General features: G+C 58.7%; 17 protein-coding genes. 3 read left to right on the top strand and 14 right to left on the bottom strand.

All coding sequences use genetic code 11. The features are described from left to right. Position 1: 1 nt before the first annotated feature. Positions 2-1546: an ABC transporter substrate-binding protein gene (locus BLU88_RS06370; protein WP_092011419.1), complete on the bottom strand. Its 1545-nt coding sequence runs from the start codon at positions 1544-1546 to the stop codon at positions 2-4. 11 nt (positions 1547-1557) lie between these two features. After that, positions 1558-2601 carry a TetR family transcriptional regulator C-terminal domain-containing protein gene (locus tag BLU88_RS06365; protein ID WP_231939643.1) on the bottom strand — a complete coding sequence of 348 codons (1044 nt, stop codon included), beginning with the start codon at positions 2599-2601 and terminating at the stop codon, positions 1558-1560. 127 nt (positions 2602-2728) lie between these two features. On the opposite strand from BLU88_RS06365, the gene BLU88_RS06360 reads away from it, so the two are divergent. Then, on the top strand, positions 2729-4624 hold the full coding sequence (locus BLU88_RS06360; protein WP_092011417.1) for a glycosyltransferase family 2 protein: 1896 nt from the start codon (positions 2729-2731) through the stop codon (positions 4622-4624). Positions 4625-4808: 184 nt separating this feature from the next. Continuing rightward, positions 4809-6071 carry a hypothetical protein gene (locus BLU88_RS06355; protein ID WP_231939642.1) on the top strand — a complete coding sequence of 421 codons (1263 nt, stop codon included), beginning with the start codon at positions 4809-4811 and terminating at the stop codon, positions 6069-6071. A 224-nt stretch (positions 6072-6295) separates the two neighbouring features. Here the strand turns inward: BLU88_RS06355 and BLU88_RS06350 are convergent, their stop codons facing one another. From BLU88_RS06350 to BLU88_RS06330, 5 genes are all read right to left on the bottom strand, one after another. Continuing rightward, complete coding sequence (locus tag BLU88_RS06350) at positions 6296-7651, bottom strand: polysaccharide pyruvyl transferase family protein (RefSeq protein ID WP_157689000.1); 1356 nt, start codon at positions 7649-7651, stop codon at positions 6296-6298. A 27-nt stretch (positions 7652-7678) separates the two neighbouring features. Beyond that, entirely contained in the window at positions 7679-9103 is a 1425-nt protein-coding gene (locus BLU88_RS06345) for a polysaccharide pyruvyl transferase family protein (RefSeq protein WP_092011408.1), read from the bottom strand. Between the two features lie 93 nt (positions 9104-9196). Beyond that, positions 9197-10309 (bottom strand): NAD-dependent epimerase/dehydratase family protein, encoded by a 1113-nt coding sequence (locus BLU88_RS06340; RefSeq protein ID WP_157688998.1) that lies wholly within the window; start codon positions 10307-10309, stop codon positions 9197-9199. Continuing rightward, positions 10299-11021, bottom strand: coding sequence for an IspD/TarI family cytidylyltransferase (locus BLU88_RS06335; RefSeq protein WP_092011402.1), 723 nt, complete (start codon positions 11019-11021; stop codon positions 10299-10301). Before BLU88_RS06335 ends, BLU88_RS06340 begins: the two co-directional genes overlap by 11 nt. Further along, positions 11003-12631: a CDP-glycerol glycerophosphotransferase family protein gene (locus tag BLU88_RS06330; protein WP_231939641.1), complete on the bottom strand. Its 1629-nt coding sequence runs from the start codon at positions 12629-12631 to the stop codon at positions 11003-11005. Before BLU88_RS06330 ends, BLU88_RS06335 begins: the two co-directional genes overlap by 19 nt. A gap of 236 nt (positions 12632-12867) precedes the next feature. Here BLU88_RS06330 and BLU88_RS06325 point away from each other — a divergent pair, with 236 nt between their 5' ends. Further along, a complete protein-coding gene (locus BLU88_RS06325; protein WP_231939640.1) occupies positions 12868-14325 on the top strand; it encodes a CDP-glycerol glycerophosphotransferase family protein in 1458 nt (485 codons plus the stop codon). Positions 14326-14393: 68 nt separating this feature from the next. On the opposite strand, the gene BLU88_RS18295 is transcribed toward BLU88_RS06325, so the two are convergent. From BLU88_RS18295 to BLU88_RS06290, 7 genes are all read right to left on the bottom strand, one after another. Continuing rightward, positions 14394-16223, bottom strand: coding sequence for a glycosyltransferase (locus tag BLU88_RS18295; RefSeq protein WP_092011393.1), 1830 nt, complete (start codon positions 16221-16223; stop codon positions 14394-14396). 119 nt (positions 16224-16342) lie between these two features. Then, positions 16343-19000, bottom strand: a complete 2658-nt coding sequence (locus tag BLU88_RS06315) for a glycosyltransferase family protein (RefSeq protein WP_092011390.1) — start codon at positions 18998-19000, stop codon at positions 16343-16345. A 121-nt stretch (positions 19001-19121) separates the two neighbouring features. Next, a complete protein-coding gene (locus BLU88_RS06310) occupies positions 19122-21242 on the bottom strand; it encodes an acyltransferase family protein (RefSeq protein WP_092011387.1) in 2121 nt (706 codons plus the stop codon). 163 nt (positions 21243-21405) lie between these two features. Beyond that, the gene (locus tag BLU88_RS06305; protein ID WP_092011384.1) at positions 21406-22329 is read right to left on the bottom strand and encodes a glycosyltransferase family 2 protein; all 924 of its coding nucleotides are present in this window, start codon (positions 22327-22329) and stop codon (positions 21406-21408) included. Then, positions 22326-23156, bottom strand: coding sequence for a CDP-alcohol phosphatidyltransferase family protein (locus BLU88_RS06300; protein WP_231939639.1), 831 nt, complete (start codon positions 23154-23156; stop codon positions 22326-22328). Before BLU88_RS06300 ends, BLU88_RS06305 begins: the two co-directional genes overlap by 4 nt. 64 nt (positions 23157-23220) lie before the next feature. Continuing rightward, positions 23221-23610 carry a glycerol-3-phosphate cytidylyltransferase gene (tagD, locus tag BLU88_RS06295; protein ID WP_092011378.1) on the bottom strand — a complete coding sequence of 130 codons (390 nt, stop codon included), beginning with the start codon at positions 23608-23610 and terminating at the stop codon, positions 23221-23223. Positions 23611-23713: 103 nt separating this feature from the next. After that, positions 23714-24982: a CDP-glycerol glycerophosphotransferase family protein gene (locus tag BLU88_RS06290; protein WP_092011375.1), complete on the bottom strand. Its 1269-nt coding sequence runs from the start codon at positions 24980-24982 to the stop codon at positions 23714-23716. Between the last annotated feature and the right edge of the window lie 453 nt (positions 24983-25435).

The following is a 25435-nucleotide window of genomic DNA, read 5'->3' as shown; positions in this document are numbered from 1 at the left end:
GTCACACCTCTCCGATCCATACGCGGTCAAGTCGCCAGCCGCCCAGTGGTCTGCCGGTGGCGTTCTCCTTCAGACCGCCGACGTACTTCTGATAGGCGTCCACCTGATTGGCGAAACCCCAGATGATGTAACCGCCTTCGTCGTAGAGCATCTTCTGCGCTTCGTGTTCGAGGTTCTTCCGCTTGCTGCTCTCGGAAAATCCGCGGGCCTTCTGCACGATGGAGGAGAACTCCTTGTCGACCCAGTGAGTTTCGTTGAACGGGGAGATATCCATCGCGCACGAGACGCACTGCGGGAGGAAGTCGCGGGTATACCAGAAGTCTTGAGCAAAATCCCACTTGAGGTATTCGTCGCCGAAGAACGTCGTCGCATCCACCTTGCGGATCTTCACCGTGATTCCTGCGGCCGCAGCCTGTTGAGCGAAGACCTGGGCCGCTTCGACAGTCCCGGATTGAATGGGCGCGGTGACGAGTTCGACTTCGAGTCCATCGGGGTAGCCTGCTTCAGCCAGAAGCTTCTTGGCTTTGGGAATGTCCTGCTTGCGCTGTGGGAAGTTCGGGTAATTCTCGCTGAGCGGCCCGAACATGTCGTTGCCGATGGTTCCGTAGCCGGACAGCACCTGTTCGATCATCTGTTCTCGATCGACGACGAGGCGGAAGGCTTGGCGTACGCGGACATCGTCGAAGGGCTTCTTGTCCACGCGCATGGTGAACGGCAGCCACATGCCCGTCTTCGAGTTGAGGATGGCCATTCTTTCGTCGGCGTCGATGACCTCGACAAGGGCCAGCGGTATCTGCGCGATCGCATCGACCTGTGAGGACAGGAGTGCGTTGATGAGGGCGTCGGAGTCGTTGAAGTTGAGGATGGAGACGTCGTCGAGGTAGGTCGAGTTCCTCCAGTAGTACTCGTTGCGTTCGAGCACCGTCGACTGCCCCGGACTGTGGGACTTGAGTTTGAATGGCCCCGAGCACACCGGGTTCTTCGGATCGTAGTCGGACGGGACTATCCCAGTCGTGTATTCGGATACCGAATCGTTGAGCAGGCCGTTGGGTTCAGAGAGCCTGAACTCGACGGTCCTGTCACCGGTGGCGACGACCTTGTCGAGCATCGTAAAGCTCGACGACGCAGTCTTCGGATCGTCGGGGTCGTTGATCCTTTCGAAGCTGAAGACAACGTCTTCAGGGGTGATGTCGCGTCCATCGGAGAACTTGATGCCCTGGCGTAGGGTGGCTGTCCACACGGTCGAATCGGAATTCGGTTCGAACGACTCTGCCAGCTCGGGCTGGATCTTGTAGTCATCGGTCCGCGACAGCAGACAGTTGTAGAGGTTGACGGTACGGGCGATATCTCCGCTGTTGACCGGGATGTGGGCGTCGACGGTGTCCGCGGAGTTGCCGCCGGTGACCCCGACGCGCAGGGTCCCGCCCTTGACGGGGTCTCCGGCGTCGGCGGCGCCGACTTCCGCACCGCCACAGGCGCTCAAGCCCGCTGCGCCGGCCACGGCAAGGCCCGCGCCCAGCGCTTGTCTTCGGTTCGGTGTTCTCATGTGCCTTCTTCCTAAGACGTCGGTTCGGGCCGACCGACTACGGCGGCCCGGTCTGACTTCGGGGTTCGGGTGTCGTCGGTGGACGCGTCGCTGTTGAGGATGTGAGCCCTCAAGTAGTTCTCAAGCATGGCCAGCGCCTCGTCGTCCGTGATGGGCATGTGTTCGGTGGTGCGGGCCACGCCCAGGCCGTCGATGAAGATCGACAGGGATTTGACCATGAGCGCGGTGTCGCCGGTCCGGATCGTTCCGGCTCTCTGACCGCCGTCGATGACCGTGGTGATCATGTCCATCCACTCGCCGTAGACGGCGGTGACGTTCGCCCGGGCGCTTTCGTCGGTGGCTGCACGGGCCCAGCACTGGAGCCAGATCGACCACACACTCCGGATCTTCCGGTCGACTCCGGCATGAATGCGGGCGAAGTGACGGAGCACGCCCATGGGGTCGGCGGAGTCGTTGAGGTGACGCGTCTCGGCGATGACGTCGAGCGAATAGCGCAGGGCTGCCTGCAGCAGCTGGTCTTTCGTCCGGAAGTGATAGTTCACCGTCGAGGAGGTCACTCCGGCCGAGTCCGCGACATCCTCGGTGCGGACCTTGTCGATGCCGAGATCGGCATAGAGCCGCCAGGCCGCAGCGATGATCTTCAGCCGATTGCGGGTGCCTTTCGACATCCAGTCCTGTTCGGACGCCGGTCCGAGGGCCGCTCCCTCATCGGCTTGCGCCGTGCGCGCATCACCTGCGAGGTCATCTGCGGAATCGTCGGCGGGTGATTCGCTGAGAGCGGGAGCAACGTCGGCGACCATTGTTCGCCGAGGTGGCCGTGCCGTTCGCCCTGTCGTCAGCCAATCCGTGGTGACCCCGGTGAGTTCGGCGATGTGAGAGATCTCCTCGACCCGGAATTTTCGTGTTCCAGCTAGGGATTTCGACATTTTGCTCGCGTCGAGACCGATGCGTCGGGCAACCTCGCTGTGGTTGATCCTCGCGTCTTTGATTGCGATGCGGACACGGCTGACCAGTGATTCCGGTGCGCTCTGGGCGCCTTCGTTCGTCGTGACCACCCATACAGTCTGCACACTAGTTGCGATTTTGGCAATACTTACTGGGGTTTTGAGTAGTTGAGCGTTGTCGAGCGACGAGGGCGAGCGGACGCACTATGCCTCACAAACCGTCTATTGCAGGAGTAGCATGCGGTTGAGAGCCCCTCTTCATCCCCACAAATCTCCGCCGGAGGTTTCAATGTCCCCTTCCCCGCCGCGCCAGCCCCCGAATACTTCGCGAGCCGACGCTGTCATCGATGTCAGCGTCATCATTCCTGTATACAACTGTGAGAAGTTCATCGTGGAAACCATCGATTCCGTCCGCCAACAGACGCTCGAGGAGGGCCGTTACGAGATCATCGCCGTCGATGACGGATCGACGGACTCATCGCTGTCGATTCTGTCCGACCTCGCTGAGAACAAGACCGACCTTCGAGTCTTCTCAATCCCCAACAGCGGCTCTGCTGCCGCACCACGCAATCGCGGCGTCGATGAGGCGGTCGGACGATACCTCTTCTTTCTTGATGCGGACGACAAACTCGACCGAGACACCCTCAAACGACTAGTCCACATGGCAGATACAACAGGTTCCGGAGTAGTTCTCTGCAAACTGGGTTCGTTCGGTGACGGTCCCCCTCGCCCGGTACCGTCAAAACCATTCTCGTCGAACCAATACGCGGTTGACTTCATAGAGTCAAAAGCCAACTCCACTCTCAGCGTTCAGAAGCTGTTTCGCCGAACGATCGTAGACGAGCACAACATACGATTCCCCGCGGGATTTGCCATCGGCGAAGATCAACCGTTTGCGTTGAAAGCTTTTCTGCACAGCCCTCACATCTCCATCCTTGCCGACAAACCGTACTACTGGCTGCGCCATCGAGGCGACGGAACGAACGTGACCAGCAGGGGGCAGACTCCGCGGAAGCATCTTGAACGGATCTTGTCGTTGGTCGACACAATCGAAGAGAACACAGAGCCCGGACTTCGACGCGACGTGCTGCTCAGAAGACCCCTCGTCGGCAAAGCAGGGACCTTGGCCGTGTTCGGCAGGAAGCTGATCCCGGCTCATGGTCGCGCTGAGCGCGAAGAGATGCTGACCACTTTCAGCGACCGGATCACGCACCTGTGGAACCCTCGAGTTAGAAAATACGGATCGGTGAGCTCACAAATCCTCGTCGACCTCGTGGTTCGCAACGACTTAGATGAGATAGAACGAGTCAGTGCATCTCTTCGCACAAGAGGCTTCCCCTCACTCGAATTCGATTGGGAACTTTCTCAATTCTTCTATCGGCCACTGAGTGGCGGCCCCGTCTCGGACCTCAACGTCAAGATGAGAACTCACCTCACGAGGATCAAGTACACCCAAGGCACAGCCGCACTTTCAGGAGAAATCGGCATTCAGGGAGTCAACGAAGCACCGTACTCCGCCGAACTTGTCGCCAAACACCGTCAGTCAGGAGCCGAAGACCCAGTCCAGCTCGACGTGTCACAAACAAACAAGGGCATTTACGGAATCAGGTCCAGATTCCAAGCGCAGTTGGATCTTCGAAGCCTTCCGGAACCGGGCACCTGGGACGTACTCGTCCATGCTCGCTGGGGCGAACTGGAACTCTCTGAGCATCTCGGCCATTCCAAACCTAAAGGCATTGACACGCGACCGGTCCTCCACGGAAACCCTACACACACTGCAGCCTTCTTCACCCCAGCGGGGAACTTCGCCATCGATGTCGGACCGACTGCCGTGCATCTGGACAGTGTCCATCAAATTCGACCGGTGCAGATCGGCCGTTTCACGGTCGGCAGGAACGAGATCATCGAGGTCGATGCGGTTCCCTCTGATCTGATATCAGCGTCTGCGAAGACGAAACGGACCAAGAAATCCACTGAAGTCAAACTCGTCAGACATTGCGGGACGCGCGCCGCCGTCATCGTTCCGCGATCCGTCACCAGAAAGGGCCCGATTGACATCGTCATGTTCGACGCGCATGGAAGATCCGTGACAGTGACGTCGAAACAGCAAGATGAACTGCTTGGATCCCAATGAGCGAATGGCCATCAGGAATCATTTCGAACGCCGGCGTCCTGCTTGTCGGCTCAGACATGCCTAGCCTTACAAATGGGGCAACGGCACTTGAACATTGGGCTAGACTCTGGGAAGACTACAAAGTCAGTGCGAGTACGACTTCACTGACCAGCTAAGCGAGGTTGCAATGGTAAACATCCGATCAGTGGCGGTGGCTGACAACGACGAAGGCGTCTATGTCTCAGCCCAGATCACTATGCCCGGGGCCGAAGGAGAAGCATGGATTCAACTTCCACCCGAAACTGAGACCGACAGCGAGGGAGCCGCTGACGCCTTCTTCATCATCGGCCTGATTCTCGCAATCGGCAGTGACGGCGTACTTGAGATGGACGACGCAGTTTCCCGCCGCCTCATCTACAACTCGCAGGCCGCGCAGGACATCCTCCGCACCTGGTATCCGAAGCAGCTCGTCGCGGCCCGCCTGGACGTGCCGCAGCGGCCGGAAGACAAGACTCCGCGTCTGGACAGGACCGTTTCCTGTTTCACCGGCGGTGTCGACTCGTTCGACACTCTCATCCGAAACGAGTCTGACATCGACGCCCTGGTGTACATGCATGGCTTCGACATTCCCCTGTCGAGGACCGATGTTCGCGAGCCGACGTCGGCTCACCTTCGCGAAGTGGCCTCGTTCACGGGCAAACAGCTCATCGAGGGATCGACGAATATCCGCAGATTCCTCAACCGCGCCGGCAAATGGCCGACTCTGACACATGGAGCGGCGCTGTCCTCGATCGGACACCTTCTGAGCGGACAGTTCGGGCGGCAGATGATTCCTGCGTCGCACACATATTCCGACACGTTCGCTTGGGGTTCTCATCCCTTACTTGACCACCTGTGGTCGAGCAACAGGCTTTCGATCGTGCACGATGGTGCCGGTTCCACGAGAGTCGACAAGACTAAACGGGTAGCCAAATATCCGGCGGCCAAAGAACACCTTCGGGTGTGCTGGCAGAACACTGGAAAGTACAACTGCGGTGTCTGCGACAAGTGCGTACGAACGATGGTTGCTCTTTCGCTGAGTGGAGATCTTCCCGAGTTCAAGACCTTTGACTCCGAGATCTCGACAGACGCAATCCGCAACCTCAAGATATCCGGGATGAACAGTCTTTCATTCGTTCAGGAGAACCTCGACTTCGCCAGGGAACAGGGGGCTACCGAGATCGAAGCTGCCTTGAACGCTCTGGTCGCCGATTTCGAGGCTCGAAGGAAGACCAAGAATGCGTCCGGATCCGTAGCTGCTTTGGAGCGGAAGATTGCTCCTCTCGAACGCAGACTCGCTCGCGTGGAGACGAACATGAAGGCCACCAAGACTCGGGCAGTTGCCGCCGAAAAGTCCGTCAAAAGCCTGCAGAAGCTTCTTCCGATCCGCACGTGGACCAAGATCTCCAACGCTCGTTACGGCAAGTAGGAAGCTCGCATCTGAGCAGTCACGGAATCAGCTGACGACCTGTGCTTCAGCCTCCAAGTGCGAACTTGCAGGCAATCCGAAAGCGGCCCGTTTCCCACAGCTCACTGGCAGGGAAACGGGCCGCTTTCACGATCAACTGTTCAATCTCTTTATTCTCAACGTGCCTCGCGTGACTCCGAACGTCTCGCCCTCGAAGCCGACGATGACGCATTCAGACTCTGAGCTCAGGGCAGGCGATTGCGCAGCTTCTTGAGACCACGTTTGACGGTTGAGCCGACGGTCGATGGCTTTGACTCCTGGGCAGGAACCTTGGCAACGTCCATGCTGATCCGCTGTTGAAAGTATTCGTAGGAGCGACGCAGTTTGCGCCGCATCTTCTCCTGGTATTGCTTTCGAGTCGTTCCCGCATAGCGAGGCATCTTCTCTTGCAGTTCAGCAAGTGTGAAGGCCTCAGCCGCAGAATCGGGAGCGATGATGCCCTTCAGCCCGGAGAACAGGGTCCTGTAGACAGACATCAGCGTATCCGCGTCCTTTTCGACGCCTTCGCTCATCGCAGTATCCAGCGCCCGCAGAACCGTCCGCGAATTCCAATCAGTATGGTCAAGTGCGCGCTCCGGGTAGCCCATCGAACGATAGAAATCGGGCACCTTGAAGTTCCAGTTCAGTCCGATCGATGGGATGCCGAGCGCGAAGGACGTGATGCTTGCGTGCAGCCGGTAGGCGACAACGCCATCGCACTGCTTGAGTTCATCGATGAGTTCTTCGGGACAGTTCAGCGTGACTGCAGCCTTCTTGTTCGACACCCCATGGTGGCGGACGAGAGAATCGAGGAACATCTCGTCGGAGAAGTGGCCCGTGGTGAAGATCCGGTAGTCGTCTCCCCGGCTCTCCAAGTCGTCGATGACGTCCAACCAGAACTTCCTCTGGTCGGCCTCACTGAATGTGATCCCGTTGTCTTTGAAGATGCCTGCGCGGGTCACCACCAGGCCGATGCAACGAGGGGCTGAGGTGGCGGGCACTGGCGCAGAGCGGGCTTTCACTCCGAAAACAGAGTCAGCGAACACTGCGGGATCGGCGACCAGGGCCGTAGGGATATCGGTTTCCTCGACATACTTTCGGGTCGATTCGATATCGTCGCGGGTCGTAATCTGCCGCACAACGGGGAGTGTGAGAGCGTCTTTCAACTGCTGCGAACGACTGTCGGTCGCAGAGTACGGCTCCACACCGATGCTCGAGAAGAGAACCGGCACGTCATATTCCTGAGCCAGCTCCAGAGTTCTGATGGTGCGGAGATAGAAGCTTTGGTACCGGTAGTTGAACAGCGGGGCGCCCCCGAAAATCAGGACGTCGGCGCGAGAGATCGCACGCCGCGCCGGCTCGAGAAGCGACTCGTCTCGAGTCGACATGTACTTACGGCTGATCAGGCTCGCAGCTCGGCTTCGAACCTTGAGGTTCTCTGTATCCAGTCCGAGGTTACCGACGGCGGCCTTGATGAGACTGATGACAGAGGCTTCGATGATCTGGTCGCCGATGTTGTCAGAGTCTCGGTTCGTGAGCAGCAGGACTTCAGTGGGTGCCAAAATAGATACTTTCTCTAGCCCGCACGATCAATCCATTGATTGTGCTTTGTCGTATAGCTTCTGGTAGTTCTCGTAGGTACGACGCAACTTCCGATTGACTTTCTCGCGGTACCCCTTGGGACCGGTGGCCAGTTGCCGCGGCATCCCTTCCCACAGCTCTTCAAGCGAATATGGATCCGCAGAATTATCCGGAGCGAAAACGTCTCTGATCCCTGTGAAGAGTGTGTCGTAGACGGATTTGAGGAATGCGCTGTCTTTGACGACGCCTTCTTCCATGGCGAGTTTAATCGCCGGCACGACATCCTCAGCACGCCAGTTCTCCGGGCTCAGCGCCCGATGACCATAGCCGACTGATTCGTAGAAGTATGGGACCTTGAAGTTCCAGGACAGACCGATCGAAGGGATGCCGAGCGCAAATGAGGTGATGCTCGCATGCAGCCGGTAGGCAATGACTCCGTCACAGCCGCGCAGCTCTCGAATCAGTTCGTCCGGAGAGTTCACCGTGACAGCGGCCTTCTTAGCCGGAACTCCCGAGGTCTTGATGAGACTGTCCAAGAAGACTTCATCGGAGAAATGCCCGGTGGTGAAGAGCCGGTAGTCGTATCCCTTCTCTTCGAGCGCGGCGATCGTCTCGAGCCAGAATCTCCTCTGGTCGCCTTCGGTGAAATCGATGCGATTGTCAGCGAAGATTCCGGCCCTGGTGACAACCAGACCGATGCGCTGGACCTTCGGCTGCGCCGGAACCGGTGGCTGTGCCGCTGGTTGAGCCGGTGCTGGTGCTGCTGCTGGTTGCGAACCACCCGGCTTAGTCGCCTTCGTGATGACCCGCTTGACTATTCGTTTGAGTTTCCGCTTCGCTCGGACCGGTACGGACGGTACTGGTTTGGGGGCAGGCGCCGGCTCCGGCTTCTTCCGATAGACGATATCGGCCAGAACTGCCGGGTCGGCGACATGAGCAACTGGAATGTCTGTGCCTTCAGCGTATTGACGCAATGACTCGATGTCGTCACGCGTCGTGATCTGCTTGACCACTGGGAGCTCGAGCGCCTTCTTGAGAGCCTGGCTCTTCTTGTTCGCCGCATCGAACTTCTCCACACCGATGCTCGAGAAGATGACCGGCACGTCGTATTCCTGCGCCAGTTCGAGCGTGACGATAGTTCGACGGTAGAAGTTCTGATAGGCATAGTTGAAGAGTGGTGCTCCACCGAAGATGATGAGGTCTGCCTTCGAGATCTCCTCGCGAGCCGCGGTCAACAGCTCAGGGTCCTTGGTGGCCATGTATCTCTTTGAGATGATGCCCGCGGCTCGGCTGGAGATGACGAAATCATCGGCACCGAAGTCGAGGTTCTTCATCACACCTCTGATGATGGAGAGAACGGTCGCCTCGATGATCTGGTCACCGACATTGTCCGAATCTCGGTTCGTGAGCAGAAGGATTCTCAAGGGGGTCATGCGGGTTCAGATCTCCTCATCAATGTGGCGCACCTCGCCAATTCAGATTGTGGCACGAGAATCGGCCGATTGCTGTCAGCGGCCCTGCTGCACTCACGCAATAATAGGTGGCCCTTCTTCGAAGGATCGGATACATCGTGAGACACCAGCCGACAGCTTCGTATCAGCTGACCACCCGAGAGCCGCCAGTCTGCTCGCGTCCAACCCCAGAGACGCGACCGGCGAGAAGGATCGTCCATCTTCCGGATTGACGAAGTCCAGCTTGAGGTCCTTCTCCGGTCGCGCAGCCGCAAAGGCTTCGGCAAGCTGACGGATGCTGATATTGCCGGCCGGATCCGCCACGTTGTAGACCTGTTCGTCGCCCCTGAGGTGGGCAACGAACAGACCCAGTACGGCGTCCGCGACGTAGGTGTATGTGCGTGTGGCCGCACCGGCGCTCATCATCCGCACATTGCGGTTGCGAACAACGTCTGCGAGGAAATCTGCCTGTACCCGCCCGTCATCCAGCGCCATTCCGGGTCCGTAGATGTGGCCGAATCGCAGGCTGAGTGATCGGATTCCGAACTCATCTGCATAGGCTGCCAATGCAGTCTCAGCGATTCGCTTTCCCTCTGAGTAGCTGGCTCGCGGCGCAAAATGCTGCAGAGTTCCGACGTCGTCTTCGGCGATCAGTTCGCGCTCTGACACCGAACCGTATACCTCCGAGGAAGAGAGAAGGACGAAAGACTGCCCGTCCGATTCGACGAGAGCGTCAAGCAGGTTGATGGTTCCGAGCGTATTCGCCTTCAGCGTCGTGACCGGCGACGACTTGTGCAGGCTCGGTCGAGCAGGTGATGCGCCGTGGAACACGGTTGCGAACTTCGTGTCGAGACGCGGCAAGTCGATGACATCGCCGGCGACAAGGCTGAAATCCCTGCGCTCAAGGGCACTGCCGAAGCGCTTCGTCGCTTTATCGAGGTTGCGGACCATTCCCGTGACCTTGATGCCCAAATCGTGGTCATCGTTCGCCGCCAGCAGCGCCCCGACGATATACATCGGGATCATGCCCGATGCTCCTGTGACGAGGACTTCGGTGTTGCGGTAGTGCTCCCAGGGGAGGTCGGCCGACGCGATGTGGGCGACGTCTTCTGAGAAGACCGGCGTATCGAATACGACGACGTCTGTGGCGTTCCCCGCAGAAGCGGACGCAGGGCCCTCATTCGCCACCGAAGGCCTCCCGATCTTCGATGAGGGTGAGGAAGGTGCGGCACACATAGTAGTCCGACGCGGTGGTGATCTTGATGTTCGTACGCGGTCCCTCAACTCGGTGGACGTCGTAGCCGAATCCGTTCATGAGCGTGCATGTGTCGATCGAATCGTTCTCCCCTTCGGCGACCGCACGATCGTATCCGGCGAGGACGTCCTTGAGCGGGAACGTCTGCGGAGCCTGCGCAGTCCACAGCGGGTCGCGGGGAATGACTTCCTTGATTCCCGATCCTTCTTCGACGACCACGGTCTCCGTCATCTTGGTGCAGGTCACTGCCGATCCGAATTCACGTGCACTCTCGATGTTGCGAGAAACGAGGTCGGCATCGATCAGCGGTCGGACTCCATCATGGATGAGGACGATGCTGTCCGGATCGTTGTGTTCGGCAACGACCTTGAGTGCGTTGTGCCGCGATTCCTGACCGGTCGATCCTCCGTCGACGATCCACTGCACTTTATCGAGCTCGTAGCGTTTGACCAGACGTTCCAGGTGATCCCGATACCGCGGGAGGATGGCCACGGCGATCGAGTCGATGTCCGGGTGCTGCTGAAAGATGTCGAGCGTGTGCACGATCACTGGCCGGCCATGGATCTCAAGGAACTGCTTCGGACGGGAGCTGTGCGCCATTCGAGCGCCGACGCCTCCCGCGAAGACTACTGCGATGTTTGCCATTGGTTCTCCTCGTCCTCTTCCTCAGTCTTGTAGCTGCTCTCGGAGTCATTGTCAGTCGGCTCGTTCAGCTGATCCTCTTGGCCAGGAGAACCCGGGTCCTCTTCACCGACCTGTTGGGCGATCTCATGTTCTTCGCCTTCGGTGGGCACCTGTGGTTCCGAGGCAGGCTCACTGAGGATCAGGGAGTCGATCACTCGATCGGAATTGTGGGTGTCTACGTAGTCGAAATTCTCTTTGACGAATTCCTTCGTCTCCTTGTTGCTCAGTTCAGGCTCGCGGATGAGCTCGGCCAGTTCTTCGAAGGTAGTGGCAATCTGGCCGGGAGCCGCTTCGCGATAGTCTTTGTGCATCCCTCGGGTCGCCGAGTAGGTGTCGAGGTCGTATGCGAAGAAGATCATCGGACGCTCAAGCAGCGAGTACTCATAGATGACAGAGGAATAGTCTGTGATGAGCACGTCTGAGATCAGCATGAGGTCATTCGTATCCGGGTATGCAGCGACGTCGATCAGCCGATCACCGAACTCGTCCGGAATTGGTGCAGGATCTGGCAGAAAATGGTGCTGGCGGAACAAGACGACTGTATCCTCCCCGCAAGCATTGTAGAGTTCGCGGAAATCGATTTGGTCATAGTCGTAGTGAGCATCGCCCGAGCCACGACCCCGGAATGTGGGAGCGAAGAGGACCTTTCGTTTGTCCTTCGCTGCCGGGAACTCAGTCTCGAATTCGACGAGGACTTCCTCTGCGCGACCTTCGCGCAGGAATCCGTCGATCCTTGGGAGCCCGGTTGCGATGACAGACTCCCGCTCGATTCCGAAAGCTTCGCTGTAGACGTCGCGCAGATGCTGGGATCCGCAGATCGCGTAGGAGTAGAGACGATGAGCGTTCCTCAGGTTCGGCGAACCATATTGCCCGAATCGACTGTATCCCACTGACTTGAACCCGCTGCCGGCGTGCCAGAGCTGGATGATTTTCTGCTCGTCTCGATTCCCCAAATCTTTGAGAATGGCGAAGTAGTCGTCGATGAGGATTGTGTTGGCCTTGCCCATTTCCCAAGCAAGAGCGAAAGCGCTCTGGCGGCTGCTGGTACGCCCAGTGCGGAACGAGTAGCCGAAGTTGAATTGGGAGTCGAGACCTCGCTCGAGCATGCGGTCGTGTACGGCTTTGAGGTTGCCCTGCATGTTTGGACGAGCCTCGGACGCGAACAGGACGTTGCTTCCGTCAGACGGCCGCTTGCGGGCCGAAATGGCGAATACGGTCCGAAGAGCCTTCCGTTTGGTCTTCGTCCACTTCTTCCGAGCCTTCGACTTCAACCGTGCCACGGTAGAAGACGGCTTCTTTCCGGAACGGCCGAATGAGTAAGTACGCATGAGGAAGTAGGGAGCTGCCTCATCGTCTGAGATGCCGAACGTGATGGTGTAGGCAGAGAAATTCTTGTTGTAGACGAAAGCTCGGGACACGTCACCGAGTTCTTCGGCTCTCCGCAGCGGATACGCCGCAGGAATGTTGTCCTCACCTCGTCGCGCAATGAGGTAGTAAGTGCCATTGGGAACTTGGCCTCTGCGATTGAACTGAGTGACGTTGATGGTCAGTCGATAGCGCCCCTCCCCCATCGGCTCCGACCTCACCGGAAGTTCCACCTCATAGGGACGCGAATTGGGTGTCAGGAAGAAAGAGTCGGGGGTCTCCCCGGGGATACTGACGACAAAAGTCAGAATCACACGTTCCCACGAGATTCTTTCAATTGTCAGATCATCAATCACGCATGCCCCTTACCACGGACGGTTTTTGCACTACCGACGTGTTCCATTTACTACTAGTTAATGTTGGTAGCCTAGCAGTCGGCACAGTGACCTCAGAACTTGCCGACACGCCCGACGGGTATCGGCGATCATCTGTTGAGGAGTTCTCTCTAGCGGACGGAAGACGATACTCTTGGTCAGGCTGTCTCCAACCTCTTCGAGGTTGCGACAGCACCTCCGATGCACCGAAATCACGAGGAGTTCACACCGTGACGAACCCTATCCGTTCTGTTGCTAGAGATGCCGTTCGCTCACGCGCGTGGAAGGCTACAAGCCGATGGATTCGCGGCACCGAAAGGTGGAACCGACTTGAAGACGAGTTCGACGGCAGCTACGTCAAGGCTGAGGTGGTCGTCTATTTCGGTGATCGGAGCTCGAAGTTCTATCAGCTTGAGCAATGGATTCCCGTTCTCGAAGAGCTCCACAAGACGCATAGGGTCGTCTTGGTCATGCGCAAAGGCTCTGCCCTGCTTCGCACGCTTGAAACCACTCACCTCCCTGTGGTGTTCAAACGGAAATTCGACCCGTTGCATACCTTTTATCATGCCAACAACTTCAAATTGGCGCTCTACGTCAACAACGGGATGACGAACTTCCAGTCGCTGGCCTTCGCCCCGATGGTGCATGTGCACGTCAACCACGGTGAGTCAGACAAACTGAGCATGGTCTCCAATCAGTCGAAATCATATGACAAGGTCTTCGTAGCCGGCGATGCCGCAATCGAACGGCACCGCAGGGCACTCATCGATTTCGACGAGTCCGCTCTTGTCAAGGTCGGGCGGCCTCAGCTCGACATCGAGCGACCTGTGGAACTGGAGCCTTCTAATGCGCGAACCATCATGTATGCGCCCACGTGGGAGGGCGAGAATGAATCCAACAACTACACGTCGGTCGATCTGTTCGGGCCGCAGATCATCGAAGCCGCATTGCAGATTCCCAATGCCCGGGTGATCTACAAGCCGCATCCTCGCGTTGAGAAGTCCAAGGACCCAGCGATGACTGAAGCGAATGCTCGGATCCTTGACCTCCTCGAGGCGGCAAATGAATCGATCTCGGACGAGTCCAAGCAGCATCAGGTGCTTATGCAGGGCGACATTCTCGCGATGTTCAACGCGGTCGATCTGCTTATCACCGACATCTCCAGTGTCGGGCTCGACTTCCTCTACCTGCACCCCGAGAAGCCTCTCGCACTGACCGATCGCCGCGATGACACGGTTGTGCTCAATGCAGAAGCACCCATCAGTCGTGCCACTCCGATCATCGACAGGTCGACTGTCGACCGCTTGAATCAGATGTTCCAAGCGATGCTGTCAGAGGATTCGGCTGCGGAGGCTCGTCGCGATCTACGTCGACACTACTTCGGCGACGGAGGAAAGGGGACGTCAACAGTCCTCTTTACCGAAGCGGTGTCGAAGCTGATCTCCGCTCGTTCAGCAGTTCTGGAGCACTTCCACACCGATGACAGCATCAACGCCGAGTCCGAAGACGAGGCCAGCGGAGAATAGATGTCGGCGGTGGGCAAGGCCACCCACCGATGATTCCTCAGATCTGGGTAATTATTCCTACGTCGATTTCAGCGGAGTGGGCGCACAGAGAGGTTGCCATGCTTCGTGGAGTACCATTTCCACTGTCCTGTCCTCATTGCATGGTGCGTTCTGGGGAGCCGGATCCTCCGCTTCGATGCCCACAGGTCGCGGGGCCTCCGCAGATAGACGTCAAAGGTCTGATTTATCGATTCGGAGAAGTTTTCGAAGGCCACATCGAATGTCACTACTTGCCGTCGGCCCATCCGACGAGTAGCGATCGAAGTGCTTCCACAGACGAAGAACGTATTGACCTCGCGCGCAGCAACGACCATCTCCAGGCTTTCGAGGACATCGCGGCGGAGATGGGCGAATTCCAGTTCGATTCTGCATCCTTCACCGAACTCTTCGCACGTGGCTCTCTTCACCGCGATGGGGGACCCCGACGCGTCGATACGGTCGTCAGGCAAACGCGCTGCCACAGGCAGTCTTTCGATGACCGACGTCCAGCGCCTGTACCCGGCCTCGGGTAGGTAGCGCTCGGCAGTGTGCATGGCGGAATTGCGCATCGCCGAAACGGATTCTGTGCTCAGAGAGAGAAATTCCGCGATCTGGTCAGCCAGGGCGTCAACATCATTCCTCGGAGTGATGAATCCATTAAGGCCCTGCTCGACCAGGTCACGCGGACCATAGGTGATGTCATAGACGATCGGAATGCAACCGGCCCCCATCGATTCCATCATCGACAGCGGCAGCCCTTCGCTGGTGCTCGTCAGCATGGAAAATGAGGCCGACTTCAACCTCTCCGAGACATCATTGACATATCCAGGAAGCTCCACTCGATCGCGAACGTCGAGAGCATCGATGAGCTTCTCAAGTTTGAGCCGTTCCGGCCCCTCCCCCAGGACCGTCAGCGACACGTCGACACCCCGGTCACGCAATTTGGCCACCGCCCGAATCGGATGGTCGATCCGCTTGAGTTCGATGAGGTTGGCGATCATCACGGCCTGACTCATCGTCCGCTCTTTCGGAACCTCGGTCAGCACCGATCCCGCCGGCAGTTCTCCGGTCAGAAGTCTGATATTGTCTTCGGTGAATCCGAGAGCTCGGACGGCATCCGCCTGCTGCCGAGTCTGCACTCCGACCACGTCGAAGCGGTCGAAGTTGCGCACGGTATCAACTCTGCGTGGCAGCGCCTGGCCGTGGTTGCCATTCCACGGATGTCGAAGGTGAGTTCCATGGAGGAACAGGACCAGTGCGAAGTTCCGATCTTCGATCTCGTGGATGAACTCGCTGACCTTCTTGTCATCGACGATGACGACAGCGGGTTCCTTGGCCACAACTGCCTTGATCCAGGCATTGTAGAAATCTCGCGGACGGCGCCATTCCGCCATCGGCGTTCCATTCGGAGAATGGAGAATGAACCTTCGGCCGAACTTCGGATCGCGGATGTCCGCGACCAGCAGGCTTCCGTCTGCCCTGAAGTAGTTGCGACGAATGATCGTGCCGCTGCGCGCATTGCGGACCACATCGTAGAAAGCGGTGATGTTCTCTATTTCACCATCGGTGTCTGGGATCGGTTTCCGAGGCTGTTCGCCTTCGAGTTGCGCGAGTTCATGCTCGGACCGGCCCCGAAGGTCCTGCCAAATGTTCACCAGCTCGACGTCGTCACGCATGCGTCCCGACGCGACCAGTCGATCTCGAATCTCATCGGTGTCCATTCGAGGGCCGAACGTCAGAATTGTCTGCGACAGCGACTTCCCGAAGCTCTGAAAGCTCCGAATTCGACGCAGGGCCGCGGTTGTCATCCCGCCCATCGTTTCGGGGATCCACCACAGGACGTTGTAGACGTGCACTTCGTCGGTTCCGAACTCAGGCATGGGTTGGCCGTTGCCCCCTTCTATGTCGGTGACGCCATGGACTTGACGAGCAATGAGACTCACTGGTGGTACCTTTCGTCAGCTCTGATCGGTGGCGACGACGATGTCAGGGACTGTGATCAATGTGTCAGTGCCATTCGACCGAAGTGGCTTGTCTGGCGCCTCCAGTTGACGACTTTGGGACTGTCGGAAGTCTCCCACTGGGCTCGGATGTTCCACTCGTCGCCGATGTCCGTGTACCGTCCCCCGATGACCATCTGCGCCGCATCGACATAGTTGAGCTTGACTTCGTCCATCAGGCCGATAGCTCGCTCCGAGAAGCCTTCGCTGCGCAGTCCGCTGAGGTTGAGGACAGCGATCTGAGGGTCGAAGGGAGCAAAGTCTTCTGTCAGGCCCGCGTGGCTCGCGAAGACGAAGTTGAGCGCGCCGACATAGTCATCGCCGAACGAGCTCGCGATCCTCCTCATCAGAGTCAGACCGCTTGCCCGATTCTTCCGGACGTCATGTTTCGCTGCGAGCAGCGCATCTCCGAGGTCGACAGAGGAGAGAACTGTGATGTCTGATGACACCTCGGCCGCAGCCGGCAGGACAATGATCCGGTCGTGGTCCGGGAACAGCACCGGCAGGAGTGCCTGTTGGAGATCGGAGCGGTTCACGACTCCGGCGACCGATACTGCCGGGAGCAGTTCGATCGACCCGTGTGACACTTTTGCGCGCAGCTCATCAATTTCGGTCTGGCTCAGCACATCGGAGGGGAGCCAGACACGGTAGCTCGCAGATGCGTGAGCGTCGATGGTTTCGACTGCCTTCGGAATCATCTGCTCCTCGCCCTTGTCCACAGTCATCACAATGTCAGTGATCTGCGGATCGGGAATCGGCAGCTCAGATCCGTCCACGACTCCGGCGATCGTCTGGCCGTCGGCAACGGGCAGCTCTGCATCGGCGAGGAATTCGTCGGCAAACGCCATATCATCCGCTGTGATCTCGGCCCACTTGGAGTAGATCTCGTCCTCGGACGCTCCTGAGGCGATGAGAGGCAGCAGCACCGAAAGTTTGTCGAGAATGCCGTCGCGAATGGCGTCGAACGCTGATTCGTTGATGCCGATCAGCCCGCCGAAGCGTGAGTCCGACTTGTTCTTGGGCTCAAACTCGACATGTGCTCCAACAGAACGTGCAGGCAGATTCGCGTGGAGTCGAGAGGTGAGGACCTGCTTGTATTTGTAGGCGTAGTCGGCAACCCAGTTTCGAGCGAGTTCGAGGTTCTCCGAGAACGACTTGTCGCGGATAGCAGTGACAGTCTGCTTCTTCTTCGGCCCCTTGTTGTCCTTCTGCCAGTCGATTCGCAGGGTGCCGGAGCGACGGTCTGCCGTGGGCGTGGGGAAAAGGGTGTCGACGGTAGTCGTCAGGCAACCGGAGAAGAACGCCGGAACACCGACGGCCCGCAGGACTGCGACCGACTGCCAATCGCGGCATCCGACCGGACCGTACTTCTTCAGGTAGGCGATTGCGTCGGGGGTGAGCATCTCCGGGTACCGCACGAAGACGGACAGCAGAACCGGCCGGAGATTCGGGTGGAATGGAATATTGAATGACTTGCCGAAGATGTCATGCATGTACCAACCGAAGGCGATGTACCAGGTGTCCTCCGGGATGTCCTGGTAGACGTTGCCATCACGGTAGACCTCGACGAGGTTGAGTTTGCCTTCGGGCCCCGCATACTTCCGTTCCGCCTTGACCGACTTTCGGAATTTCGCGAACAGCTCTGTCAGCCCCCGGTCACCGGTGAAGCTGAGGTTCTCGTAGCGAAGCAGGTGACCGATGGAGGCAATCGTCTGGATATAATCTCCGACGTTGCGGGACCGGATTCCCGGCTGGTCATAGCTGAGCACGCCGAAATTGCGTGTGCCGTCGGTCGTGGGGAGAGGCTCAAGGTGCTTTCCTCCGGGAAGCCAATCGAGCATTCGGTTGAGTTCGTATCGTACGGCTGAGTCCACCTGGTCCGGCGCCTTGTCGAGGCGCGCGTCGACAAGGGTGCGTACGTGTTCGAACGCTCCGATGCAGAATGCCGACTCAGCCGTGCGCAGCACTGCCTTGTCGCTCCACCGGGCGGTTTCGCCGGCTTCATTCGACCGATCCAGCAGCGACAGTGCTTCATCACCGAGGGTGTCGATCGCAGTCGGGTAGTATTCTTCGGCTGCGGAGACGATGATCTCTCGGTCCGCGATCTTCGCGAATTCGGCCCACGCAACTTCCGGGGCTGACGACCTCTGATAGGCCATTCCGAGGAGCACACGGCCGGCCTCCTCCGAGGAACCCCTCTGGCGAAGGTTCAAACCGACGGACACAGCCTCTGTCAGGTATCCCTCAGCGACGAGCTCCCGTCCCGCGTCGACTGCCGCTTTTCCGAGCGACGCCCCTTTGGCGAGCGCCTCGGACAGCGCCGAGTGGGCCCGCAGCCGCGCCAATTGGCGTGATTTGGCGTCGACCTCCCGAGCAGACGGGGCTGTGGTCCATCCGTCCGTGTCATCCGCAGTCTTGCCTTTGAGACCCGAGGCCAGCTTCCGATAGGCCCGAGCTGTGTCCGCGGCATTCTTCTTCGCGGAGCCTGCCGCCTTGCCAGCACCGGTGCTGCCCGCTGCGCGCTCTCGCACATACTTCGTCCCGGAAGCTCGTTCCACCACCGGCAGAGCTCGGCGGGCGATTCCGTGGACGACCGGTTTCACCAGTTCTCGTCCCTTGCTGAAGTATCGGTCGGCGGCGTTTCGTCCAGTGGTCACTCGTTCAGTCCTTTGCAGAGGTTTCGGTGATCGTTCGTTGGTAACAGTCGACGGGCAAGGGCAATCAGGCACACGCTATCCGACTTGACTGTCAGTTCGATGAACTGCAGCGGCAGCGGTTTCACTTGAATGTGCCGAGCCCTGTTCGGCGGAGGCTTGCGTCGAATTGCGGGGCAAGAGTCTGCGCATAGGTCGCGGTGATATGGGCGGTATCGAAGTAGGTGATGACTCCACCGATGACCGGCTCGCATCGCCCGTCTGGGCAGAACCAGTCCTGAGGGTAGATGATCGACAGCTTCTTCGAATCGATGGTCCTCGCCGAGACGGCAAGCGGATCCATCCAGTGCCATGACTCCGGGGTTCCAGAGCACTGTTCGAGGTCGTCTTCATGCTTGGCAACGCAATCCGGCACCGTGATATCAGCCCCGCCCGGGTACGGAGTGTCCCGAACTACTACAACATCTAAATCTGCATCGACCCAGCTCTGCAGGATATCGCGGTGCCCTTCGGGCGCCTTCTTCTCGGTTTCATCCCAGTTCATGCCTTCCAGCGGCGTGGATTGCCGCTCCGACGTGATCACTGCGTCGAAGCCGCCTTCGGTCGTTCTCTTCGAAACCCAGTCGGCGTAGTCCTGACAACCCTTGGTTTCGTCCGGCGTCGACAGGTCCTGAGGCAGGGTCGAAATGCTGCAGTTCGAAGCGAGGAACGTCGTGATCGTCAGGTCATGTTTGTCAGCCAAACGCTCGAGCGTCGGCAGCCAATGCCCGGCATGCGAATTTCCGACGAGCGCGACATGCTTCGACCCGTCGCCATAGGTGCATTCCGGTTTGCTCCTATAGGGTGCACTAGCCCAACAGCCATCGGCATAGGCCTTTGACTTATCCTTCTTCGCCGCAGCAGGTTCCATCTGCAGAGTGTCCTTGTCCTCACAGTTGGGATTGTCCTTTGCATCAGGAAGGAGGATCCCTGCACCAAGGCAGGAACCGGGGTCGTCCAGCTGGGCCTGCAGCTTGTCTTCATTCTCTTCGACGATGGTGTTGGCAACGACCATTTGGCTGAACCCGAGCGCGGCGACGAGAGCCATAGCAATTGCTGCGAAGGCGAAGGTCTTCTTCGAACTGCTGAAGAACGAAGATTTGCGGAATCGGTTCTCTACCCATGTCGTCGAAGCCCATGCGGCAATGATCGAGACTGAGATGATGGCAATGTTGTCCAGTACTCCAAGGCTCTCCGAGCGTCCGAGCTTGGCAGAGAGGTATGGCACAAGGACGATGAGCGGCCAGTGCCAGAGGTAGACGGAGTACGAGATGTCGCCGAGGAACCGAATCGGCCGCAGTGACAGCAGCGGAAGCGCAGATGCCCGGCCCCGGGAATCGGCGAGGATGACGAGTGCCGTCGACACCACCGGAACCAGCGCGATGTATCCGGGGAACGGCATGTCTGCGCGGATGAGGAAGGTCGCTGCCACAATTCCGGCGAGGCCGATCCACCCGAGCACAGAGCTGAAGGGGAGCCGCTCCGGTCGAACGTAGAGAACGAACACGGCAACAAGACCGCCCGTTGCCAGCTCCCACATTCTGGTCGGGGTGATGAAGTATGCCATCGCTGGTTCGGCCGCCGTGTACCAGACAGAGAAGACGAACGAGGCAAGAAAGATTCCGAGGACAGTGAGACCGACGATCTTCTTGGACTTGCCGAATTTCGTCCCGACGAGGAACGCCAAACCGATGATCATCGGCCAGACGAAATAGAATTGTTCTTCGACGGACAGCGACCAGAAATGCTGGACCGGCGACGGAGCATTGTCCGCGGCCAGATAGTCGACGCTGGATACGGCGAAATCCCAGTTGACAACGTACAGCCCTGCAGAGAGGATCTGCCGTCCGGTGTCTGCCCAGATCGATTGTGGAGCCACCAAGAAGGTTGCGATGCCAACGAGGAAGAGGACGAGCAGCGATGCCGGCAGCAGCCGTCGGACCCGCCGTGCCCAGAACTTTGCCACGTCTCCCCAACTCTGCGGAGGGGATTTGATGAGGTGGCTGGTGATCAGGAAGCCAGAGATGACGAAGAATACGTCGACACCGACGAATCCGCCGACGAATCGATCGGGCCACAGGTGATAGAGCAGAACGATTCCCACGGCCAGGGCTCGCAGCCCTTGGATATCGGAACGGAATCCCGAGGGTTTGAACTCGCTCGCCCTCTGTGGGGAGTTTTCAGCGACGGGGGTTGTCGACTGCATCAATCGGCTCCACTCAGTTTCTCAGCCGGTTGGTTCGGACCCGACTGCGGTCCCTGTCATTACTCGCTTGTGTCGTACGCGGCAGACAGTAGGCTCTCCGGAGACTCTCCCGGTTTGATCACTGCTGCAACGACGCGCACCGTTTCGCCATGGCGGCGCGTAGTCACACGATGGGCGGCCGTCCGTACCGGGACATTCGAAGAACGCCCCTCCTCGACAGCTTCTGCCTGTCTTCGTCCTGACCCCACGGGTCGAGACGCCATCCGGCACGCCAACCCTCCATCCATGCTTTGAGCTGGTGCGGCTTGTTGGCCCACTTGATGAATTGCATCAAAGTCCAGGAACCCACGTAGGCCCAACTGAACGGCCACGGCAGATTGCGACGGGCCAACCAGACTCGGTTCCTCGCGTTCATGTAGAAGTACTCGTCGTGACGCCTCGGGTCGATCACCGGGTGCGCGACAGCGAGGTCGCCCATGTACCAGACGATGTAGCCGGCGTCCCAGACCCGCCATGCAAGTTCGATGCCTTCGTGCGCGTACCAGAATGGTGCCGGCCATCCGCCGCACTCGTCGAATGCTCGACGCTGCATGCAGACTGCGCCTTCCCATACCGAGAACACATTCGAAGAATGGTCGGCACTTCCCTTCTTCAGCCTGGGAATCCAGCGTTTCGGTGCGTCCGGCCCTCCAGGCTCCTCGACTCTCGGCTGGATCAATCCGATTCGCGGTTTTGTTCGCATCAGTTGGGCCATGCGCACCAGCGAAGTGTCGTCTGGCAACCATGCGTCATCATCGAGGAAGAACAGGAACTCGCCATCGACGTGGGGGACGCCTGCATTGCGTCCTGCAGGAATTCCGAGGTTCTCCGGCAGTCCCAATTTCTTGACCTGGTCGGGAATGCCTTCCGGTTCCCATCCGTTTCCAACGCAGACGATATCGAGGTCGACGCCCTTCTGTGCCAGCAGCGACTCGAATCCACGATTGAGGTCGTCCAGCCGCTTGCCTTGGCTGAGCACGACGACACCGAATGTGTAACGTCGATTGTCTTCGAATCGCTGGGAGAGGTTCTTCGTTGACTCGCTCATGACAGCCTCCTTGATGCCATGATCGACATGAAGTGACCAATCACGGAGAGCAGGCAAAGCGGAGCCATGATGAGGACAAGCCAACGTTCACCGAACAGGGGCTCAGCTCCTGCCGATACTGCTACTGCGGTGACGATGCTCGAGGCCAAGGCCATCAGAGACATCTCAACGGAGTGGAAGATGCGGTGGAAAGGCACGAATCGAGCGATTCGTTTGAGTGTGGACACGACTCCCGGGTTAAGCGCGGTGGCTTCCTTCGAGTCCGCGAGCTTATCGAGCCCGTTGAACGCGCGGGAGACATGAACCATGTCGTTGAGAGCTTTATTGAGAAGCACCAAGCCGGCCAGGACCGTTCCAGCGAGCAGCAGCGGATAGGAGCCTGCGGGATCGTCGACGAGGTTGTTCCATTCACCCACCGCCCGCAGTCCGAGTGCGACCGCGACCAGGCCTTCGGTGGTGTAATGGCCGACTTTGTCGAGGAACACGCCTTTGGCTCCGCTGGTTCCTCGCCACCGGGCGACCTCACCGTCACAGCAGTCGATGTACATCTGCACCTGCGAAAAGAACACAGCCAGAAATGCTCCCCAGACGCCGGGGATCAGAAGGCTGAAGGCGATGCACCACCCGGCCAGGATCATCAGGCCGGTGACGCCATTGGCGCTGATCTTCGTGCGCACCAGCAGCATCGTGAAATAGATCGAGATATGGCGGAGGTAAAGCTGCGCCGTCCAATGCTCGGCGTTCTTCCGACTGCGGACTTCCGGAGGCTGTGCCTTGGCCCGAAGCTCCGACAGCGTCGGATGTTTCGCCGAAGACTTTTCGGGCACGTCCGTTCCTCTCATATCTATGATGGTGTCCAGTCACGATAGCGCGAAGTCCGCGCCGTCACGGTCAGGACTTGCCCAGCTCGCTCTTGATCCGCGTCGTCGAGATCTCAGGGGTGCGCGGCAAGTAGACGACCTCGCACTTGCCCTTGAGGAAGTCGAACTCCCCTTCCCAATCGTCGCCCATGACAAAGGTGTCGATATGGTATTTCTCGACGTCGGTCGACTTCTGTTCCCAACTGTCTTCAGGAATGACGAGGTCGACATAGCGGATGGCTTCGAGCATGTGCTTGCGCTCTTCGTAGGAGAAGTACGACTTCTTTCCCTTGCCGGCGTTGAACTCATCGCTCGACAGTGCAACGACCAGGTAGTCTCCCTGCTCTTTGCACCGTTGGAGCAGTCGAATGTGCCCGTAATGGAGCAGGTCGAATGTTCCGTAAGTGATGACTCGTTTCATGGCTGATTCCGTTCAGAGGTCAAAGCTCACCTCGTGAGCCGCAGATTTAGTTCCGCGTTAGTTTATCATTCTGTTACTTAAAGTTTAGAAAACGTCACACGGGTCACTCAGCACGCTTCACGCGACGTTCGTCCGTCCGAATCCTGATCACCCGTTCGCTCGACTGAATGAAGCGAGCGGTCTGCTCACCAACCGCGGTATCACCTAAGTAGAACTGCGCCAGTTCAGAGACCAAGCCGCGTCGCGAGATGGCTTCGCCAATGAGGTCGACGACACTTTCCCCGCTCATCGAGTCGACGGCAGGACAACGATCGAGGAGTCCTCCTTCGAGCACTTCGGCGTCTGGTCCGTGCGGCTTGACCATCACGAGGGGTTTTCCAGAAGCAAGCCAGTCGAAGGCGACCGACGTCATCTCGACCACGGCGAGGTCGGCCTCGTCCAATTGCCACGACACGTCTGGACTCTTGTCGAGGAATCCCCGCGGATCGGATTCGACGATCTCCGCCACGTCTTCGACAGCCTTCTCAAATTCGTGGCACATCACCCCGGTGCGCGGGTGCGGGCGGAAGATCACTCGGTATCCGGCTTCCAGCAGCGAAGTGACGATCTCTGTTCCGTTGTAGGCGATGGTGCCGTACGCCATCGACGGGGAATCACCCTCCCATGTCGGGGCGTAGAAGACCGCCTTGCCGTCAGGGTGTTCGGCTTCGAACTCTTTCCATTCAGGCGGGATCGATCGCGGACGATCCAGCTGGGGCCGACCCACATCGAACATGCGATCATCGCTCATGCCGTACAGAGTCTGCTCGATACGCTCTCGGGCCGCCTGACCGGCGGTGAATACATAGTCGTAGCCCTTGAGTTGATTGGAGATCATCGAGATCTTCTCGCTCTCACCGTGGCTGAGGTGCACATGAGCCGGTTCGGGATAGCGGAGGGCCTGAAAGTTGCTTGTCCCCTGATTGACATAGAACACTGCCCGCAGGCTCGGTGCCTGCATGAACTCGTCCAGTCCCTTCGTCAGGCGTGAGAAGCGGACAGGAAACGAGGTGACGCCTTTGAGATGTCTGGCGACGAGTGAATTCCGGACGATGATGCCGAAGGGACGATCCCCGAAGCCGAGGTCTTTCAGTCGGGTCTCGAGCTGTTCGAACGGCCACAGCCACTGTTCGAGCTGGTAGACAGAGCTGAGGTCCCCGGCAAAGTACGCTGCCGCAACGAATGCGTCATCATCCTGAGGGTGAAACTCGTCAGGAAGTCGGGACTCGCGAACACGCTCACGCAGTCTCAACGCTGCGAGTTTTACCGCTGATTGGGCAAATGCGGCACCACGGACTGCGGTATTCGGCAATTCTGCCGGTAGGAAGGTCATGAAAACTATTGTGCATGCCTATCTGTGTCCGACCTGAACTCGACCTCCGTTCCAGGTGAACCACTTTCCGATCGGCAATCGACTCGACCTGGGACAATCGGCTGGTTTTGGGTGAGATCCTGCGAAAGAGAGCACATGTCACCTGAAAGTCGGCAGCGGTTCGAACGGTCGTCTATGCGGAAGCGTCCTTCGACCACGCCCCACGACAACGTCGCTCGGGAGGCCACGCCCCACGACAACGTCGCTCGGGAGGCCACGCTGTTCAGCCGGCAGATCATCAACAGCGAACCCCAGGAGCTGACGACCGCGTCGACGTTCAGCGACGCATTGGCCGTGCACACTTCGGAGGGCACACCGACAGGAACGACCGGGTCGATCACTCAAGTGGTCATTCCGCGCTCGACTCGCGAGCTCCTCACCGAGATCGCCTCTGCTTGGGATCTCCATCCGGTC

This window comes from Brevibacterium siliguriense (assembly GCF_900105315.1).
GTDB lineage: Bacteria > Actinomycetota > Actinomycetes > Actinomycetales > Brevibacteriaceae > Brevibacterium > Brevibacterium siliguriense.
This window is presented reverse-complemented; position numbering and strand designations above follow the sequence as displayed.